General features: G+C 64.8%; 14 protein-coding genes and 1 pseudogene. 10 read left to right on the plus strand and 5 right to left on the minus strand.

Annotated features, from left to right (window positions below; all coding sequences use genetic code 11):
• Positions 1-53: 53 nt before the first annotated feature.
• A complete protein-coding gene (locus tag FOM02_RS30180) occupies positions 54-1,016 on the plus strand; it encodes a TAXI family TRAP transporter solute-binding subunit (RefSeq protein WP_027562231.1) in 963 nt (320 codons plus the stop codon).
• Between the two features lie 71 nt (positions 1,017-1,087).
• On the opposite strand, the gene FOM02_RS30185 is transcribed toward FOM02_RS30180, so the two are convergent.
• The 5 genes and pseudogenes from FOM02_RS30185 to FOM02_RS30205 all read right to left on the minus strand — a co-directional run bounded on the left by FOM02_RS30185 (position 1,088) and on the right by FOM02_RS30205 (position 6,802).
• Positions 1,088-2,302: an ABC transporter substrate-binding protein gene (locus FOM02_RS30185; protein WP_027562230.1), complete on the minus strand. Its 1,215-nt coding sequence runs from the start codon at positions 2,300-2,302 to the stop codon at positions 1,088-1,090.
• A gap of 148 nt (positions 2,303-2,450) precedes the next feature.
• Positions 2,451-2,789 (minus strand): annotated as a pseudogene (locus FOM02_RS30190) (hypothetical protein); the annotation flags it as partial.
• A 258-nt stretch (positions 2,790-3,047) separates the two neighbouring features.
• Entirely contained in the window at positions 3,048-4,064 is a 1,017-nt protein-coding gene (locus FOM02_RS30195; RefSeq protein ID WP_027560442.1) for a TRAP transporter substrate-binding protein, read from the minus strand.
• A gap of 292 nt (positions 4,065-4,356) precedes the next feature.
• Complete coding sequence (locus FOM02_RS30200; RefSeq protein ID WP_027560443.1) at positions 4,357-5,919, minus strand: 2-isopropylmalate synthase; 1,563 nt, start codon at positions 5,917-5,919, stop codon at positions 4,357-4,359.
• 619 nt (positions 5,920-6,538) lie between these two features.
• A complete protein-coding gene (locus tag FOM02_RS30205) occupies positions 6,539-6,802 on the minus strand; it encodes a hypothetical protein (protein WP_035730901.1) in 264 nt (87 codons plus the stop codon).
• 305 nt (positions 6,803-7,107) lie between these two features.
• On the opposite strand from FOM02_RS30205, the gene FOM02_RS30210 reads away from it, so the two are divergent.
• From FOM02_RS30210 to FOM02_RS30250, 9 genes are all read left to right on the plus strand, one after another.
• Positions 7,108-8,346 (plus strand): SMP-30/gluconolactonase/LRE family protein, encoded by a 1,239-nt coding sequence (locus FOM02_RS30210; RefSeq protein WP_027560445.1) that lies wholly within the window; start codon positions 7,108-7,110, stop codon positions 8,344-8,346.
• A 100-nt stretch (positions 8,347-8,446) separates the two neighbouring features.
• Positions 8,447-9,550, plus strand: coding sequence for an NAD(P)/FAD-dependent oxidoreductase (locus tag FOM02_RS30215; RefSeq protein ID WP_027560446.1), 1,104 nt, complete (start codon positions 8,447-8,449; stop codon positions 9,548-9,550).
• Positions 9,551-9,807: 257 nt separating this feature from the next.
• Positions 9,808-11,052: an ABC transporter substrate-binding protein gene (locus tag FOM02_RS30220; RefSeq protein ID WP_027560447.1), complete on the plus strand. Its 1,245-nt coding sequence runs from the start codon at positions 9,808-9,810 to the stop codon at positions 11,050-11,052.
• Positions 11,053-11,154: 102 nt separating this feature from the next.
• Complete coding sequence (locus tag FOM02_RS30225; protein WP_027560448.1) at positions 11,155-12,030, plus strand: branched-chain amino acid ABC transporter permease; 876 nt, start codon at positions 11,155-11,157, stop codon at positions 12,028-12,030.
• A 1-nt stretch (position 12,031) separates the two neighbouring features.
• Positions 12,032-12,958 (plus strand): branched-chain amino acid ABC transporter permease, encoded by a 927-nt coding sequence (locus tag FOM02_RS30230; RefSeq protein WP_027560449.1) that lies wholly within the window; start codon positions 12,032-12,034, stop codon positions 12,956-12,958.
• Positions 12,958-14,439 (plus strand): ATP-binding cassette domain-containing protein, encoded by a 1,482-nt coding sequence (locus FOM02_RS30235; protein WP_027560450.1) that lies wholly within the window; start codon positions 12,958-12,960, stop codon positions 14,437-14,439. The genes FOM02_RS30230 and FOM02_RS30235 overlap by 1 nt, the downstream gene beginning before the upstream one ends.
• A gap of 40 nt (positions 14,440-14,479) precedes the next feature.
• On the plus strand, positions 14,480-15,715 hold the full coding sequence (locus FOM02_RS30240) for an ABC transporter substrate-binding protein (protein WP_265440424.1): 1,236 nt from the start codon (positions 14,480-14,482) through the stop codon (positions 15,713-15,715).
• Between the two features lie 172 nt (positions 15,716-15,887).
• Positions 15,888-18,422: an excinuclease ABC subunit UvrA gene (gene uvrA / locus FOM02_RS30245; protein WP_027560452.1), complete on the plus strand. Its 2,535-nt coding sequence runs from the start codon at positions 15,888-15,890 to the stop codon at positions 18,420-18,422.
• A 165-nt stretch (positions 18,423-18,587) separates the two neighbouring features.
• Positions 18,588-19,796 (plus strand): ABC transporter substrate-binding protein, encoded by a 1,209-nt coding sequence (locus tag FOM02_RS30250; RefSeq protein ID WP_265440425.1) that lies wholly within the window; start codon positions 18,588-18,590, stop codon positions 19,794-19,796.
• The last annotated feature ends 55 nt before the right edge of the window (positions 19,797-19,851 follow it).

A 19,851-nucleotide genomic window follows, 5' to 3' on the forward strand; every position in this document is an offset into this window, starting at 1 on the left:
CCGCTGCCTACATCGCCGCAAGTCGGTGTTGACGCAGGCCGCCGGGACTGACCATGAGATTCGCAATTCTCCTTCTCGCAGCGGTGCTGCCCCTCGGCCCCGCCGTTGCTCAAACCGGAGGCAAGGCCATTTCGAGCACGACACTCAGCCTCGGCACCGCGACGCCGGGCGGCGGCTTCCCGCTTTATGGCAATGCCTTTGCCGAGGTGATGAACGCGGCTGATCCGCAAATCACCATCGCGCCGCGCAACACCAAGGGCAGCAACGAGAACATTCCGCTGCTGGAGAAGGGCGAGCTCGATCTCGCCTTGGTCGCGGGCGAGCCGGCCTATGAGGCCTTTGCCGGCATCGGCCGCGCGCCCGTGCGGCTGAAGATCTTGACGGCGATCTATTCCAACCCCGGCATGTTCGTGGTGCGGGCGGACAGTCCCTACAAGACGATTGCCGATCTCGTCGGACAGCCGGTCGCGTTCGGCGCCAAGGGCTCGGGCCTGCCGATCCTGGCGCGCTATGTGCTCGATGGCCTTGGCCTCAAGCAGGACGAGGACTTCAAGGCCATCTATCTCGACCGCGCCGGTGACGGCCCTGCGATGGTCGAGGACAGCCGCGTGGCCGCACTCTGGGGCGCCGGCATCGGCTGGCCCGGCTTTGCCGCGGTGGCGTCGAGCACGTCGGGCGCGCGCTTCATCGCGCCCAGCGCGGAGGAGATCGCGCGCATCCGCGCCAAGCATGCGTTCCTGAAGCCGCTCACGGTGCCGGCGGGCTCCTATCCGAAGCAGAGCGAGCCGATCGCCTCGCTCGGCTCCTGGAGTTTCGTCCTCACCCGCGAGGACCTGCCCGACGATGTCGCCTATCGCCTGGCGAAGACGCTGCATGGCGTCGAGGCCACCTTCTGCAAGCAGCTCGCGCAGGCCTGCGAGACCACGGCCGCGAACACGGTGGCGGCCGCGCCGAAGGCGGAGCTGATCCATCCGGGTGTGATGAAGTATTTTCGCGAGATCGGGGTGATGAAATAGCGAATGGCGAGTCGCGAGTCGCGAATGCAGGCATCCCCTATTCGCCACTCCCTATTCGCCACTCGCCATCATCACTTCTTCACCAGCGCGCACGCCGGGTCCGGCGGCCCGAACGCCTTCTCGCCGGAGATCGTGGTGAGGATCTTGTAATAATCCCACGGGTACTTGCTCTCCTCCGGCGTCTTCACCTGCACCAGCCAGAGGTCGTGCACCATCAGATTGTCCTCGCGGATCTTGCCGTTGCGGGCGAAGAAATCCTCGACCGGCTTCTCGCGCATCTTCGCCGCGACTTTCAGCGGATCGTCGGTGCCGGCGTCCTTGATGGCGTTGAGATAGTGGATCACGCTCGAATAGACGCCGGCTTGCCACATCGACGGCATCTTGTTCATCTTGGCGAAATAGCGCTTCGACCACTCGCGGGTCTTGTCGTCCATGTCCCAATAGAACGACGTCGTCAGGAGCAGGCCTTGCGCTGCTTGCAGGCCGAGACCGTGGATGTCGGTGATCAACGCCAGCAGCGCCGCCATCTGCTGGCCGCCCTTGAACACGCCGAACTCCGAGCCGGTCTTGATCTCGTTCATGTTGTTGGGCGGGCCTGCCGCAATGCCGATGATCTTGGCCTTGGAGGCCTGCGCCTGCAGCACGAAGGAGGAGAGATCGGGTGTTGCCAGCGGCGGCTTCACCGAGCCCAGCACCTTGCCGCCATTGGCGGTGATGACGCTGGAGGCGTCGCGTTCGAGGGAGTGACCGAAGGCGTAGTCGTCGGTGATGAAGAACCAGCTGTCGCCGCCGCGCTTCACCACGGCATCCGCGGTGCCGACCGCGAGCGCGCGGGTGTCGAACACCCATTGAATCGCATAAGGCGAGCAGAACTTGCCGTGGAAATCCGCGGTGCCGGTGGAGTGGGTGATGAACAGCTTTTTCTTCTCGTTGGCGATGTTCTGCACCGCAAGGCCAACGGCGGAGACCGGCACGTCGACGATCAGATCGACCTGGTCGACGTCGTACCAGCGCCGCGCGATCCCGGCGCCGATGTCGGCCTTGAGCTGGTGGTCGCCGATCACGATGCTGATCGGCTTGCCGAGCACAGTGCCGCCGAAATCGTCGATCGCCATCTGCGCCGCGGTCACCGAGCCCTGGCCCGTCGGCGCGGAGGCGGGGCCGTTCATGTCGGTGAGCACGCCGATCTTGACGACATTGTCGGACACCTGCGCCATTGCGGCACCCGGCAATAGCGCTGCCGCCAAGGCAGCCGCGACCGGCAGTCCAAATCTCGCTGGATTCACGCTTGTCCTCCCCTGATCCGGCGCGTTGGCCGGTGTTGCCCCGGGTATGGCCCGGCTGAATTGGTTTCTTTTGCAACTATTAGGGGGCAGGCGTCAATGTCAGGCTGCGAAGCGGATCTGTCCTGCGGGCGAGGGATCGTCAGCCGGTCAGCTCCTCGGCGCGCTGGCGCAGGCGGGCGACCGGATCCTCCGGCTTGTCGGCATCGCCGGGGCCAGCGTTCATCCGCGCATTGGCGCGATCGATGCGCAGCTTGGCGAAATCGCGCACCGCGGCCTCGACCGGCGGCCACAGCTTCTCCTGATCGGCGTTGAGCTTCAGCCCGGCATGGACGGCGGCGATCCGCGCGTCGACGAAGGCGGCGCGGTCTTCCGGGTTCATGCGGATGTGGCGGAAGTGCTCCATCCACGGACGATGATATTGGGCATAGACCGCGCCCGAGCCGGCGATGCTGAGCACGGCGATGGCGGCGATGGTGAACTTCCTCATGCGTACCTCCTCTGGAAGGATGGGCGTGAGGATGAGCGCCAAGCGGCTGACGCGCAACTTACAACTTGGACAGGGAGCACGTTCTTACGGAGATGTAACTACCGTGAATGTCCGTTCAGATGCACACTGAAATGATTTGCAACAAAAAGGGCTTCCGTGCCGGCACGGAAGCCCTTTGTTCATGCATGATCTATCCGTGCATGGCGCGACTTGGTTCGTCGCGCTCCTGGTTCGTCGCGCTCCTAGTTGGTCGCGCGCTTAGTTAGTCGCGCTTTTGGCTTCCTTCTGGAATTCGTCGATCAGCGGCTGGCCGACGCGGCTCGCAGCGTCCTTGTAGACCGGCTCCATCGCCTTGCGCATCGCAGCATCCTGCTCCGGCGTCAGCTTGATGATCTCGCTCTTGCCGCTCTTCTTGATCTCGGCGAGCGCGTCGTCGTTCTCCTTCTGCGACTGCGCGTTGTTGAAGTCGGTCGCCTCCTTCATCGCCTTGGACAGCTGGTCGCGGATGTCGGCCGGCAGATCGTCCCAGAACTTCTTGTTCACGATCACGACGTAGCCGATGTAGCCGTGGTTGGTCTCGGTGATGTACTTCTGCACCTCGTGCATCTTCTGGGTATAGATGTTCGACCAGGTGTTCTCCTGGCCGTCGACGACGCCGGTCTGCAGCGCCTGGTAGACTTCCGAGAACGCCATCACCTGCGGCAGCGAGCCGAGTGCCTTGAACTGGGCCTGGAGCACGCGCGAGGACTGGATGCGGAACTTCACGCCCTGGTAATCGGCGGGAGCAATCAGCTTCTTGTTGGCGCTCATCTGCTTGAAGCCGTTGTCCCAATAGGCAAGGCCGGTGATGCCCTTCGGCTCGAGCAGCTTGAGCAGCTTGGCTCCGAGCGGGCCTTCCGTCACCTTCCGCAGCGTCTTCAGGTCGGGCAGGATGTAGGGCAGATCGAACACCTCGAACTCGCGGATGCCGAGCGGACCGAACTTGGAGTTGGACGGAGCCAACATCTGCACGCTGCCGAGCTGGAGCGCCTCGAGCTCTTCCTTGTCCTTGTAGAGCGTCGAGTTCGGGTAGACTTCGATCTTGACCTTGCCGTTCGTGTACTTCTCGGCGAGCTCCTTGAACTTCTCCGACGCCTTGCCCTTCGGCGTGTCGGTCGCGACCACGTGGCTGAACTTGATGATGATCGGCGATTGAGCCGATGCCGGCCCGGTCAAGCCAAGATTCAGACCAAGTGCCAGTGCCGCAATGGACGCGGCGATCGCGAAGGTACGCATAATCTCTCCCTTGTTATTCTCTTGGGCGGCCCAACGCGGGCGCCTATTTTCGAGCCGGGAGCATCAATAGCGGCTGGGAGAGTGAGCCGCTATTGGCCGTTAGCAGGGCAGGTATTCATCATGAATGCCGCTGCGCCCCCCTCTCCCGCTTGCGGGAGAGGGTTGGGGAGAGGGTCTCTCAACAGTGGGACTTCCCTAGAGGAGAAACCCTTTCCCTAGAGGAGAAAACCCTCACCCGCCGCCCTTCGGGCGTCGGCCTCTCCCGCAAGCGGGAGAGGCGAAGTCAGCAACGTCAGCTCGCCGCCGCCGTCGTCACGGTGTCGCGCTGGCGCTTCATGACAATCTTGTTGAGGGCGCCGAGATAGGCCTTGGCCGAAGCCACCAGCGTATCCGGATCCGCCGCGCGTGCCGTCATCGAGCGGCCGTCCTGCGACAGGCGCACCGAGACTTCCGCCTGCGCGTCGGTGCCTTCGGTCACGGCGTGGACCTGATACAGCTCGAGCTTGGCCTCATGCGGCACCAGGCGCTTGATGCAGTTGAACACCGCATCGACCGGACCGTTGCCCTCGGCCTCCTCGATCTTGATCTGGCCGTCGACGTCCAGCTTCATGGTCGCGCGCTGCGGACCATGGGTGCCGGCGATCACGGTCAGCGAGGTCAGCTTGATGCGATCGTGCGAGGCCGCCATCTCTTCGTCGACCAGCGCCTCGATGTCCTCGTCGTAGATGTCCTTCTTGCGGTCGGCGAGCGCCTTCATCCGCGTGAACGCATCTTCCAGCTGGTTCGGGCCCAACTTGTAGCCCATCTCTTCCAGCTTGTGCACGAAGGCATGGCGGCCGGAGTGCTTGCCGAGCACCAGCGAGGACTGCTTCAGGCCGACCATCTCGGGCCGCATGATCTCGTAGGTCGAGGCGTCCTTCAGCACGCCGTCCTGGTGGATGCCGCTCTCATGCGCGAACGCATTCCGGCCGACGATGGCTTTGTTGTACTGGACCGGGAACGAGGTCGCCGCCGACACGACCTTGGAGGCGCGGGTCAGCTGCGTGGTGTCGATCTTGTTCCAGTACGGAAATTTGTCGTTGCGCACGTTGATCGCCATCACGATCTCTTCGAGCGCGGCATTGCCGGCGCGCTCGCCGATGCCATTGATGGTGCACTCGACCTGGCGCGCGCCGCCGACGATGCCGGCCAGCGAGTTCGCCACGGCCATGCCGAGGTCGTTATGGCAATGCACCGAGAACACCGCCTTGTCCGAGTTCGGCACGCGCTCGATCAGCGTCTTCATGAAGTGGGTGTATTCCTCCGGCACCGTGTAGCCGACGGTATCGGGGATGTTCACCGTGGTGGCGCCCGCCTTGATCACGGCCTCGACGATGCGGCAGAGAAAATCCATCTCGCTGCGGGTGCCGTCCTCGGCCGACCATTCGACGTCGTCGATCTGGTTGCGGGCGCGCGCGACCATCGCAACCGAGGTCTCGATCACCTGCTCCGGCGTCTTGTTGAGCTTCACCCGCATGTGCAGCGGCGAGGTCGCGATCACGGTGTGGACGCGGCCGCGTTTTGCAAATTTCACGGCTTCGGCACAGCGGTCGATGTCCGCGGGATGCGCGCGCGACAGGCCGGCGATGACGGAGTTCTTCGAGCGGCGCGCGATCTCGCTGACCGCCTGGAAGTCGCCTTCGGAGGTGATCGGGAAGCCGGCCTCGATGACGTCGACGCCCATATCGTCCAGCAGCTCGGCGACCTCGAGCTTCTCCTCGAAGGTCATGGTGGCGCCGGGGCACTGCTCGCCGTCGCGCAGGGTAGTGTCGAAAATGATGACGCGGTCCTTGTCGGACTTGTTCGCGGGGGCCATTTCAAATTTCCTTTTGAGCTTCGGCGCCCTTCATCTGCCTTGAGCGCCTGAGGTTGTCCGGTGATCTCGTACCAACCCCTGAGTGCCCAGGCGCGTGGCGCCCAGCCGGCCCTCAGGGGCAAGTAAGAAGAAGGCCGCCAATAAGGAGGGTGGGCAGCAGCGCGGCCGGGATCGTGGCGGCGGCCAGAGCCACCTCCCCCGAAATCCCATCGATTTGGCCGCGAATCAGCATTGCCAGACCCTTTTGAGCCCCAAATCCTCGGTCAAAACCGTTGACGGTTGGTTGCCGGGAGGCTCGATGCGTCTGTTTCTAGACGAGAAACGGGCGCAACTGCAACGCCAAAAGATGGTCAGGGGGACTGACCTGATTGCGTGTCGGCGGGCGTTGCGTTCACCGCTCGGCCCGAGCCCCGTTATCCTGAGGTGCGAGGCGCGGGGCGCAACACGCCCCGCGGAGAGCCTCGAAGGATGAACGGCCGAGCTGACGCAGCCGGGCCGTCGCCCTTCGAGGCGCGTCCAGCGTCGCAGGCGCGCCGCCGAACGCGCACCTTAGGGGTAACGGTGATGGATTGCGCTCGCGGCAGTCTTTGCGTCATTGCGAGCAGGAGACAACGTCACACTATCCCGCGCGGCGAGCGCGAGCCCGGGTCTCCCAGCGGTTCAGCATCTGGCCGAGCTCGCCGGTGGCGACGGGTGCTGCCGGCCTGGTGCTCGCGATCTCATTGGTGTTGGCGGGCGCGGTGGCACGGTCCCAGTCCGCCTTTGCGTAGCCGCGCATGCGGCGCGCTTCCGCATGTCGCTTGCGGGAGATCTGGTCGCGCGTGAAATAGCCGGCCGCGAACGCGATCCCGAGCAATACGATCAATATGACAACGCCACCCACGACCAACTCCGACCTGCGCCCCGGGACGTTTTTGTGCGCGGCAATAAGCGCGAAATCAAGGCTTGAAATGCCGGAGGCCGGATTCGCGGAGGAGAACCAATAGTCGTTCACATTTTTCGAGCAACCATATGCAGGTTCCTGCGCAGCACTGCCCGCGTTTTGGACAGACCTGCGACGAAATCGCGACATCCCGCAATCGCGCAGAACATGCAAAGCCGGCTCTCGCAACTGACTGCGGACCGCATTAACCTCCACTCCTGCTCGGCCGGATCAACCGGCCAGCCGAACATGATCGGGAGGACGCGATGACACGCCAAGAGGCTCGTGACCACGAGCAGCGTGACCGGGATGCTGCGCTTTCACGACGAACACTTGTCCAGGGACTTGCATTCGGTGCCGTGGCCACCGCGGCTGCAACCGGCGCCGCGCTGGCGCAGACGGGACCAGCCGCACCACCAACGACCATCACCACGCCGCCCCGCGATTTCAGCCCCCGCGGTGCGCCGACCACTTATTTCTGGGACCCCGACATCCTCGCGGTCGATCCATCCTTCAACGATCTCGCCCAGCCCAACACCGCGATCAAGCGCCTCTACACCGGCCTGTTGTGGGCCGAGGGTCCGGCCTGGAGCGCGCAAGGACGGTATCTGCTGTGGAGCGACATTCCCAACAACCGGCAGATGCGCTGGAGCGAGGACGACGGCCATGTCAGCGTGTTCCGCTCGCCCTCCAACAATTCCAACGGCAACTCGTTCGACTTCCAGGGCCGCCAGCTCTCCTGCGAACACTTGACGCGCCGGGTGACGCGCTATGAGCATGACGGCACCGCGACCGTGCTCGCCGATTCCTATCAGGGCAAGCGGCTGAACTCGCCGAACGACATCGCGGCGCATCCCGACGGCAGCTACTGGTTCACCGATCCGCCCTATGGCGGCCAGCTGTACGAAGGCGAGCCCGATGGTCCGGGCGGCCCGAGCAATACGACCGGCAAGCTCAATCCGCGGATCGGACAGCCGGCCGGCTTCGCGCCGGGCAAGCGCGAGCTGCCGACCAATTGCTATCGCATCGATCCCTCGGGCCGCATCGACCTCGTCGTCACCGAGGAGCAGGTGCCCGATCCGAACGGATTGTGCTTCTCGCCCGATTTCAAGAAGCTCTACATCGCCTCGACCGGCAAGGGTCCGGGCGACACCGGCCCCGGCGGCAAGGGCGAGATCTTCGTGGCCGACGTCGGCGCGGACAACAAGCTGTCCAACGTCAAGCGGTTCAGCGATTGCGTGATCGACGGCGTGAAGTGCGGTCCAGACGGCCTGCGCTGCGACGTCAACGGCAATCTCTGGTCCTCGAGCAATGCCGGCCGCGCCGTCGGCTATAACGGCGTCACGGTGTGGTCGCCGGAGGGCAAGCTGCTCGGCCGCATCCGCCTGCCGGAAGTCTGCGGCAACATCACCTTCGGCGGCCCCAAGCGCAACCGCCTGTTCATGGCGGCGAGCCAGTCGCTCTATGCGGTGTATACGGCAACGCAAGGCGCCGGGCCGGGCTGAGGAAGCGCACGCAACTCGAAGTCGGCGCCGGCGTGCCTCGCCGGCGCCGAATTGTTTGGATAGTTCTTTCGATGCAAAAGAGATCGTCAAGGAACAAGCCATGCGCGTTGTGGTCTGCGGCGGCGGCGTGATCGGAGCCTGCACAGCGTATTTTCTTCGCCAGCTCGGCATCAACGTCATCGTCGTCGAGCGGACCGAGGTCGCGGCCGCTGCATCGGGCAAGGCCGGCGGCTTCCTCGCGCGCGACTGGTGCGCTGGGTCGCCGCTCGATGCACTGGCGCGCCGCAGTTTTGCGCTCCACGCGCAACTGCCGGACGAGATCGCCGGCGACTGGGGCTATCGCCCGATGAGCGCGTATAGCGGCTTCGTTGCGTGCGGCGGCGATGCGCGCCGGACTGCGCCATCCGCGCTGAGCTGGCTCAGCGACGGCGTCGTCATCGCGCAGCGTATCGGCACGCCGCAGACAACCGCGATCGTTCATCCCCACAAGTTCACGTCGGCTGTGATGAACGCCGCCCTCGCGCAGGGCGCCGAGCTTCGCCTTGGCCGCATCACCGGCATCGTGCGCGATGCGGCCGGCACGCGTGCGAAAGGCGTCGCGGTCGACGGCGACATTATCGCGGCCGATGCCGTCGTGATCGCGATGGGACCATGGTCGCTGCTCGCGGCACAATGGATGAGCTTGCCCGCTGTCTATGGCCAGCGCAGCCCGAGCATCGTCTACGATCTCGGCCCCAACGTGCCGGCCGATGCCTTGTTCCTGGAGCATGACGATGGTGGTGGCGCCGTCTCGATCGAGGTCTTCCCGCGCGCCGACGGCAGCACGCATATCGTCGCCCTCTCCGATATCGCGCCGCTGCCGCTCGATCCGGCAGCCGTGACGCCGGACAGTGGCGCGATCGCGCGGCTGCAAGCCATGTCCGAGCGGCTATCGCCGTTGTTCACCCCTGCGAAGATCATCGCGCAACAGGCCTGCTTTCGTCCTGTGACCCAGGACGGCTTGCCGCTGATCGGCCGGGTGCCGCAGAGCGAGGGCCTGTATGTTGCGACCGGACATAATGTCTGGGGCATCCTCAATGCGCCCGCGACGGGCGAGGCCATGGCACAGCTGATCGCCAAGGGCGCAACGCGCGATGTGGACCTTGCGCCGTTCGATCCGGCCCGGCTCCCGCCGCTCGATCCATCGCTGCTGCAAGCGCGCTGAGCGCAGCAGCATCGCAGCTTTTCGCTCGACGCCTGTTATTTGCGCGCCTTCGACGCTCACGCATGCCCATCGACGAAATCTGCATGCCTGTGCGTGCAACGGGTTGTTCGCACCGCTCCTGCCTGCAATTTACGCAGCGATAGACTTTAGTCCCCTTCTCACATTCCTGAACGCGGTTTCACTTGCCGAGAATTCCCTCGCCGTTATAGTCGCGCCCCAATAGCTCAAAGAAGCTTGGTTCAAAGGGAGAGAACAACATGAATAAAGCACTCTCTGTTGCATTGCGAATGACGCTTGGTGCCGCCGCGACGGGCGCAGTGATGGCAGCCTCAGGCGCAGCACTTGCAGCCGATCCGCTTCGGATCGGTGTGATCGCCGAAGCGCAGGCGATTGCCGGCGCCTCCATTCCGCAAGCGGCGCAGCTCGCCGCCGACGAGATCAACGCCAATGGCGGCGTCGACGGCCGCAAGATCGAGATCATCTCTTACGACAATCACTCCTCCTCGGCCGATTCCGTGCGCGCGTTCCAGCGCGCGGTGAACGAGGACAAGGTCAACGCGGTCATCGCCAGCTATATCAGCGAGGTCGTGCTGGCGCTGGAGCCCTGGGCGTCGCGGCTGAAGACGCCGTTCGTCACGCCGGGCGCCGCCTCCAACGAGATCAGCAAGAGCGTCCACGCCGACTACGAGAAGAACAAGTACACCTTCCACGGCTACCTGACCTCGGCGGCGCTCGCGCTCTCAGTCTGCGATGCCGCCAAGGACCTGCTCGTCGACAGGATGCACATGAAGTCGGCCGTCATCATGAGCGAGGACGCCGCCTGGACCAAGCCGCTCGACATCGGCTACGAGGAATGCCTGCCCAAGATCGGGCTGAAGGTGCTCGACCACATCCGCTTCTCGCCTGATACCACCGACTTCACGCCGATCTTCAACAAGATCGAAGGCTCCAAGCCCGACGTGATCATCACCGGCATCTCCCATGTCGGCGTGCAGCCGACGGTGCAGTGGAAGAACCAGCAGGTGCCGATCCCGATGTTCGGCATCTCCTCGCAGGCGACCAACGAGACCTTCGGCAAGGACACCAACCAGGCCGCCGAAGGTGTGCTCTATCAGGGCGTCTCCGGGCCCGGCGTCGCGGTGACGCCGAAGTCGGTGCCGTTCGCCGAAAACTTCAAGAAGAAGTTCGGCAACTACCCGTCCTATGCCGGCTACACCGCCTATGACGAGGTCTACTACATCGCCGACGCGGTGAAGCGTGCCGGCTCGACCGAGGCCGACAAGCTGGTCGCGGCGCTGGAGAAGACCGACTGGGAAGGCACGATCGGCCGCGTCCAGTTCTACGGCAAGGACGATCCGTTCACCCACTCGATCAAATACGGCAAGGGCCTGATCACGGGCTTGATGCTGCAATGGCAGGACGGCAAGCAGAGCGCGGTCTGGCCCAAGGACGTCGCCAAGGTCGACGTCAAGTTCCCGAGCTTCATCAAGCTCTCGAATTAGCAGGAACAGCTCCCGGGACCACCTCCCGGGAGCTTCCACATGCGGCGCCCCGCAGCACCTTTCCTCGAAGCGGCAGTTTGACTGCCACCTGGCCAATCATCAATGCGAGTTTTCCAGATTCTGATCGATGGCTTTGCCATCAGTGCTCTCTACGCTCTCGGTGCCACCGGCTTCACGCTGATCTTCGGCGTCTCCGGCGTGCTCAACCTCTCCCACGGCGCCATCATGGTGGCCGCAGCCGTCGCCGCCTGGGCCGCCGCCAGCATCCTCGGCGTCGGCACCTATGCCGGCGCGCTGATCGGCGTCGCGGTCGCGCTCGTCACCGCCTTCGCCACCTATTTCGCGGTGGTGAAGCCGATCCAGGATTCACGTCGCATCCCGAACGAGGAAAAGGAGATCTTCGTCCTCACCGGCACGCTGCTCTGGGGCATCATGATCCAGGAGCTGATCGCCTATTTCTTCACCAACAACGCCAAGACCGTGCTGCCGATCGTCGAAGGCGTGGTCGAGATCCTCGGCGTGCGCACCCCGCGCAACGAGATCTTCACCGCCATCGTGTGCTGCCTCGTCATCGCGCTGCTGTGGCTCTTGGTGAACCGCACCCGCACCGGCAAGGCGGTGCTGGCGGCCTCGATGAACCCGCGCGGCGTCACCCTGCTCGGGCTCGAGCTCACCAACATCTACATCGTGGTCTGGGCGATCTACGGCATCCTCGCCGGCATCGCCGGCGTACTGCTCGGCATGTTCTTAGGGGTCAGCTCCTACAGCGTCGGACCGCTGACCGCGAGCGCGTTCTCGATCGTCGTGCTCGGCGGCCTCGGCAGCGTCTCCGGCTCGCTGATCGCGGCCTTCGTGGTCGGCTATCTCGAGACCATCACGGCCTATCTGATCTCACCGGCCTACCGCACCATCCCGGCGCTGCTGCTGCTTGTGTTCGTGATGTACATCCGGCCCCAGGGCCTCTTGGGGAGGCGCTGAGATGTCCACCTTCTTCACCTCGCGCCTGTTCTTCATCTCGCTGGCGCTCGTCGTCATCGCAGCGACGCTGCCGCTCTACGTCTCCGGCTATGTGCTCGGGCTGCTCACCGTCGCGTTCTATTTCGGCGTGTTCGCGATGGCCTGGGACCTGCTTTTCGGCTTCGCCGGCGAGGTCAATTTCGGTCCGACCTTCCTGATCGGCGTCGGTGCCTACACCGCCGGCATCCTCAACAACCAGTTCGGCTGGTCAGTCTATCTCTGCATCGTGCTCGGGGCGCTGGCCTCGGTCATCGCCGGCCTCGTGCTGGCGCTGCCGGCGCTGCGCGTGCGCGGGCCGTATTTTGGCCTGACCACGCTGGTCGCGGTGTTGATGCTGCAGAACTTCATCGTGGTGTTCGCCGATCTCACCGGCGGCGAGATCGGCCTCACCATCCCCGACGTCATCACCATCAATGCCGGCGCCAATTACTGGATCGCACTCGGCTTCATGACGATCTCGGCCGCAATCCTCTATGGCCTGTCGCAATCGCCGATCGGCCTCGTGCTCCAAGCCAGCGGCCAGGATCCGGTGCAGGCCGGCGCGCTCGGCTTCAACATCGTCAAGCACAAGCTCGCCGCCTTCATCGTCTCGGCGTTCTTCTCGGGTCTGTCAGGAGCGCTGCTGGTGTTCTACTTCGGCACCGCCTCGGTCGGCACCGTCGTCGACGTCGCGGTCGGCGTCAACGTCATCGTCTCGGCCGTGCTCGGCGGCCGGCGCACCGTGCTCGGCGCGGCGCTGGGCGCGATCTTCCTGATCGTCGCCGGCGAATTCCTGCGGCCCACGGGAGAGCTTGCGACCTTCATCGTCTCGGCGGTCGCCCTGCTCGTCGTGCTGTTCTTCCCCGGCGGCTTCCTCGGAGCGGCCCTCTCGCGCGAGGCTCGTTCGTGATGGATATGAGGCTTTCAAACCGGGCCGTGCTCGAAGTCCGCGGCCTGACCAAACGCTTCGGCGGATTGACGGCGGTGAAGAATCTCGGCTTCGAGGTCAACGCCGGCGAGATCTTTGGCCTGATCGGGCCGAACGGCTCGGGCAAGTCGACCGCGATGAAGAGCGTGATGGGTATCGAGCGCCCGACCGCGGGCGAAGTCGTCTTCGAAGGCGAGAACGTCGCCGGCCTGCCCGCGCACAAGATCGCGCGCAAGGGCTTTGGCATGGTGTTCCAGCACTCGCGGCCGCTGAACCGGCAGACGGTGCTGGAGAACATCATGGTGGCGCTGCTGCCGGACAGCCTGTTCATGCTGTTTCCGGACAAGGCGCTGGTCGAGCGCGCCAAATGGATCGCCGAGCGCGTCGGGCTCGGCAGCGTGATGAACCGCCGTCCGCCGACGCTGCCGTTCGCCGACCTGCGCAGGCTCGAGCTTGCGAAAGCGATCGCGCGCGATCCCAAGGTCGTGCTGGTGGACGAGCCCTTCGCCGGCCTGACGCGGGCCGAGGTCGACATCTTCTCCGACCTGATCCGCAGCTTCCGCGACGAGGGCCGCGCCGTGATGCTGGTCGACCACAACGTCAAGAGCGTCGCAGCGCTCGTCGACCGCGTGCTCGCGATGTATCTCGGCGAGGAGATCGTCACCGGCAAGGCCGAGGACGTCATGCGAAACGAGACCGTGCGCCGGGTCTATCTCGGCGGCGCGATCGAGACCCATGCGCGTCCCGAGACCAGCTTCAAGGACAGGGTGCCGCTGCTCCAGGTCGACAATGTCAGCGTGTTCTACGGCAAGGCCCAGGCGCTGGAGAACGTCTCGATCCACGTCCACGAGGGCGAGTTCGTCTCCGTGGTCGGCCTCAACGGCGCCGGCAAGACCACGCTGTTCAACACCATCTCCGGCTTCCTGCCCTACACCGGCGAGATCGTGCGCGGCGGCGACAAGCTGCGCGGCACGTCTCCTGCGAAGATCGCGCGCAGCGGTCTCGTGCAATGCCCGGAATCGCGCGAGCTGTTCGGCGAGATGAGCGTGCGGGAGAATCTCGACCTCGGCGGCCAGCATCTTTCCGACGACAAGCGCGCCGCGCAGCTCGCGTGGCTGTTCGAGCTGTTCCCTATCCTCAAGGAACGTCAGGGCCAGATGGCGCAGACGCTCTCCGGCGGCGAGCAGCAGATGCTGGCGATCGGCCGCGCGCTGATGATGCAGCCGCAGATCCTGATCCTGGACGAGCCGACGCTGGGCCTTGCGCCGGTCATCCTCGAGCAATTGTCCAAGGCGCTGACCAAGCTGCGTCAGACCACCTCGATCACGGTGCTGCTCGGCGAGCAGAACGTGACTTTCGCGCTGCCGCACGCCGATCGCGTCTATGTGCTGGAGCATGCGCGAATCGTCTGGGAAGGTGATCCCGGCCGCTTCGCGGCGGAGGCCGGCGCCGATTTTCTGTAAGTCCTCGACATCAACAAAAAGCATAGAAAGGGAAACGACCATGCGATCTTCAGTTCTCAGCGGCAGCTTCATCGCCTCGGCGCTGGCGCTGTGCCTTGCCGCCCCCGCCTACGCGCAATCGAACGATCCGATCAAGATCGGCGTCATCGCCGAGGTGCAGTCGATCGCGGGCGCTGCGACGCCGGGCGGCGCGCAGATCGCCGCCGACGAGATCAACGCCAAGGGCGGCATCCTCGGCCGCAAGGTCGAGATCGTCACCTATGACAACAAGAGCTCCTCGGCCGACTCCGTTCGCGCGTTCCAGCGCGCGGTGAGCGAGGACAAGGTCTCCGCCGTGATCGCGAGCTACATCTCCGAGGTCGTTCTCGCGCTCGAGCCCTGGGCGGCGCGGCTGAAGATGCCGCTGATCACCCCAGGTGCCGCCTCGAACGAGATCACCAAGGCGATCCACAACGACTACGAGAAGAACAAGTACACCTTCCACGGCTACCTGACCTCGGCGGCCCAGGCCCAGCTCGTCTGCGACGCCGCCAAGGACCTCCTGGTCGACAAGCTCAAGTTCAAGACCGTCGCGATCATGAGCGAGGACGCGGCCTGGACCAAGCCGCTCGACGTCGGCTACGAGGCCTGCCTGCCCAAGGCCGGCCTGAAAGTCGTCGAGCATGTCCGCTTCTCGCCCGATACCACCGACTTCACGCCGATCTTCAACAATATCGAGAGCAAGAAGCCCGACGTGATCGTGACCGGCATCTCGCATGTCGGCGTGCAGCCGACCGTGCAGTGGAAGAACCAGCAGGTGCCGATCCCGATGTTCGGCATCAGCGCGCAGGCGCTGAGCCCGACCTTCTGGAAGGACACCAATGGCGCCGCCGACGGCGTGCCGTCGCTCGCGGTAGCCACGCCCGACGTCGCCGTGACGTCGAAGACGAAGCCGTTCGCGGCCGCCTTCAAGGCCAAGTTCGGCACGCCGCCGGCCTATACCGGCTACACCGCCTATGACGAGGTCTACATCATCACCGACGGGATCAAGCGCGCCGGCTCGACCGATCCCGACAAGATGGTGGCCGAGCTCGAGAAGACCAATTTCGAGGGCACGATCGGCCAGATCCAGTTCTACGGCAAGGACGACGAGTTCACCCACGGCATCAAGTCCGGCCCGGGCGCAGTGACCGGCCTCGTCTTCCAGTGGCAGGATCAGAAGCAGGTCGTGGTCTGGCCCGAGAAGATCGCCGAAGGCAAGCTGAAGTTTCCGAACTTCGTGAAGCTGTCCCAATAAGCTGACGAGTGGCGCTTCTCGGCGCCCAACTCCCCTCACCAACCTTGCAAGGCCCGCCGCTGTCACCGCGGCGGGCCTTCTGTTGTGTTAAGAACGGAACTGGTGCGCTGGCGTCCCAGGACCCATCCTGCGATCTTGCCGTTAATGCCCGGATGGGGGCTGGAGGAGCCAGATGGACGACCGACCGAGACAATCCGAGAGCCTGATGCAGGATGACGGCTTCGTTCGGGTCCGGGGTGCGCGCGAGCACAACCTCAGGAATGTCGACGTCAAGATTCCGCGCAACGCCCTCGTCGTGTTCACGGGCGTGTCGGGCTCCGGTAAATCCTCGCTCGCCTTTGGAACGATCTACGCCGAGGCGCAGCGGCGCTATCTGGAGTCGGTGTCGCCCTACGCGCGCCGCCTCTTCCACCAGATGCAGATTCCTGAAGTCGACGATATCGAAGGGCTGCCGCCTGCCGTCGCGCTCCAGCAGCAGCGCGGCGCGCCGACGACGCGATCGTCCGTCGGCAGCGTCACGACCATCTCCAACCTGCTCAGGATGCTTTACTCTCGCGCCGGCGATTACCCGCGCGGGCAGCCGATGCTCTATGCGGAGGCGTTCTCGCCGAACACGCCGGAGGGCGCCTGCCCGACCTGCCACGGCATCGGCCGGATGCTCGACGTCACCGAAAAATCCATGGTGCCCGACGACACCAAGACGATCCGCGAGCGCGCCGTCGCGGCCTGGCCGAGCGCCTGGCAGGGACAGAACCTCCGGGACATCCTGACGACGCTGGGCTACGACGTCGACAAGCCCTGGCGCGAGCTGCCCAGGAAGGACCGCGACTGGATCCTGTTCACCGAGGAGCAGCCGACCGTTCCGGTCTATGCCGGCTACGACGCCGCCGAGGTCAAGCGGGCGCTGCGCCGCAAGGAGGAGCCGAGCTACCAGGGCACGTTCACCGGCGCGAAGCGCTACGTGATGCAGACCTACGCCAAGTCCGAGAGCGCGATGATGAAGCGTCGCGTCGCGCAGTTCATGATCACGCAGGACTGCCCGACCTGTCATGGCACGCGGCTGAAGCCGGAGGCGCTCAAGGTCAAGTTCGCAGGGCTCAACATCGCAGAGATCTCGCATTTGCCGCTCAAGCAGCTGCACGAGCTGATCAAGCCGTTCGCACGACCATCGCCGGACAGGTCGGAGAAGGCCGTCGTCGCCCGGCGCATCTGCGAGGACCTGTCGGCGCGCCTCGCCGTCCTGCTCGACCTTGGCCTCGGTTATCTCGCCTGCGAACGCAGCACGCCCACGCTGTCGCCGGGCGAGCTGCAGCGTCTGCGGCTGGCAACACAAGTCCGCTCCAACCTGTTCGGCGTCGTCTACGTGCTCGACGAGCCGTCCGCAGGCCTGCATCCCGCCGACACCGAGGCGCTGCTGCGCGCACTGGACCGGCTGAAGCACGCGGGCAACTCGATCTTCGTGGTCGAGCACGAGATCGAGGTGATCCGGCATGCCGACTGGCTGGTGGACGTCGGGCCCGACGCCGGCGAAGGCGGCGGACGCATCCTCTATAGCGGGCCGCCGGCGGGGCTCGGCGACATCGAGCAATCGCGAACCGCGACCTATCTCGCGCATCCGCGCAAGAAGCTGCCGACGACCCGTCGCGCGCCGAAAGGGCATTTGAAGATCAGGGGTGTGGTCCGCAACAATCTCCGTGGCCTCGACGTCGATATCCCGCTGGGCGTGATCACCGGCATCACCGGCGTATCGGGCTCCGGCAAATCGAGCCTGATCAGCCAGTTCCTGGTCGATGCCGTGGCCGATCATCTCGGCCACACGCTTGCCGCCGACACCGAGGATGACAGCCTGGCACCAACGGTCGAAACCTTGGGAGGCAAGATCATTGCCGGCCTCGACCAGATCGATCGCCTCGTCGTCGTCGACCAGAAGCCGATCGGCCGCACGCCGCGATCGAACCTTGCAACCTATACCGGCCTGTTCGACCACGTGCGGAAGCTGTTCGCGGCAACGCCGCAGGCCAAAGCTCGCCGCTACGATGCCGGGCGTTTCTCGTTCAATGTCGCGAAGGGGCGCTGTGCGACCTGCGAGGGCGAAGGGTTCGTTTGCGTCGAGCTGCTGTTCCTGCCCAGCGTCTATGCGCCCTGCCCGACCTGCAAGGGCGCCCGCTACAACGACAAGACGCTGGAGGTGAAGATCCGCGAAAAGTCCATCGCGGACGTGCTGGCGATGCGCGTCGACGAGGCCTTCGATTTCTTCGAGGGCGATGCCACGCTGAACCGGTCGCTGTCGGTCGTCCGCGAGGTCGGCCTCGGCTATATCCGCCTCGGCCAGTCCGCGACCGAATTGTCCGGCGGTGAAGCGCAGCGCATCAAGCTGGCGACCGAGCTGATGCGTCCGCAACGCGGGCACACGCTCTATGTCCTGGACGAGCCGACCACCGGTCTTCATCCCCGCGATGTCGAGCGCCTGATCGCCCAGCTCGACCGGATCGTGGATGCCGGCAACAGCGTGGTCGTGGTCGAGCATGACATGGATGTCGTCTCCCACAGCGACTGGATCATCGATCTCGGCCCCGGCGCCGGCGACGAGGGCGGCACTATCGTCGCATCGGGCACACCGCATCAGGTGGCCAAGAACAGCGGAAAGAACGGCGCAAAGGCCGGCGGGAAGACGGCGCGCTATCTTGCCCGCCGCCTGGAGCAGTGACCAAACGCGTTCCGCAGCGTCATCCCGGCCCATTTCGCAATTGCGTTCCGGTCCGCGGAGGATAGACCGCGACTTTCGCCTTGTTGACTTTCAGCCTCCCGGTTCCCCATACTTCGTAAAAAGATAACAAGACCGATCAACAGACGGGTTTTGAGGGAGGATAGGATGCCGACTTCACGCAGACAGCTGCTGAAGAGCTCGGCGGCTGCCGCCGCCGCACTCAGCCTCGATTGGACGAGGGCCCAGGCGCAGGCCGAGACATTGCGCATCGGCCTGATCTACGACCTCACCGGCCCCTTCGCCGCCGGCGGTTCGGTCGCCTCCTCGGTTGGCGCGCAGATCGCGATCGATCTCGTCAACGAGAAGGGCGGCGTCGGCGGCAAGTACAAGATTGCTCCGGTCGCCGCGGACTCCCAGAGCAAGCCCGACGTTGCGATCAACGAGGCTGAACGTCTGATCAGCCAGGAGAAGATCGACATCCTCAACGGCGTCTATGCGAGCTCGCACGCGGTGCCACTCGCGGCCAAGGTCGAGCAGCAGAAGAAGATCCTCTGGATCACGACCGCGGTCTCGACCGCCGTGTTCAAGGACAAGAACCTGCAATACGTGTTTCGTGCGCAGATCCATTCGGATCAATACGGGCAGGCCTTCGCCGCCTTCCTCGCCGAACACGCGCAAGGCAAGCTCGGCATGGACCCAAAGGACGTCAAGGTCGCACTGATCCACGAAGACGGTCCTTACGGCGTCGGCGTTGCCGCCGCGGACGAAGCCTATGCCAAGCAGGCCGGCATCCAGGTGGTGCTGCGCGAGGGCTACTCGGCCTCGGCGCCCGATCTCTCGGTGCTCGTCACCAAGATCAAGCGCGCCAAAGCCGACGTGATCTCGCATGCCGGCTACAATCCCGACATCACCCTGTTCCTGCGTCAGGCCCGCGAGAGCGGATTGCGCTTCAAGATGCTGTTCGGCGCCGGCGCCGGCTACAGCCAGCTCGACAAGCTGCGCGCGACCTTCGGCGCCGACATCGATAATTTCTGCAACATCGATCCGGTGCCGGCGCAGTTGCTCGATCCGGCCAAGCTCGCGCCCGGCATGGGCGACCTGACCAACGCGATGGTCACGCGCTACAAGGCCAAGACCGGCGCCACCGACGTGCCGCCGCACTGCTCGATGGGGTTCAACCAGACCTGGGTGCTGCTCAACAACGTGCTGCCAGTCGCCAAGGAGAAATACGGCAACTTCGAGCCGGAGGCGATCCGCAAGGCCGCGCTCGACGTCGACATCCCCGCCGGCGGCACCATCCAGGGCTATGGCGTCAAATTCTTCCCGCCGGCACGCCGCTCTCAGGGCAGAACGAGCGCTCGACGCCGGTGGTGATGCAGAATGCCGGCGAGCACATCTCCGTGGTGTGGCCGACCAACATCCGCACGCA

This window comes from Bradyrhizobium sp. SEMIA (assembly GCF_014844175.1).
GTDB classification, from domain to species: domain Bacteria; phylum Pseudomonadota; class Alphaproteobacteria; order Rhizobiales; family Xanthobacteraceae; genus Bradyrhizobium; species Bradyrhizobium arachidis.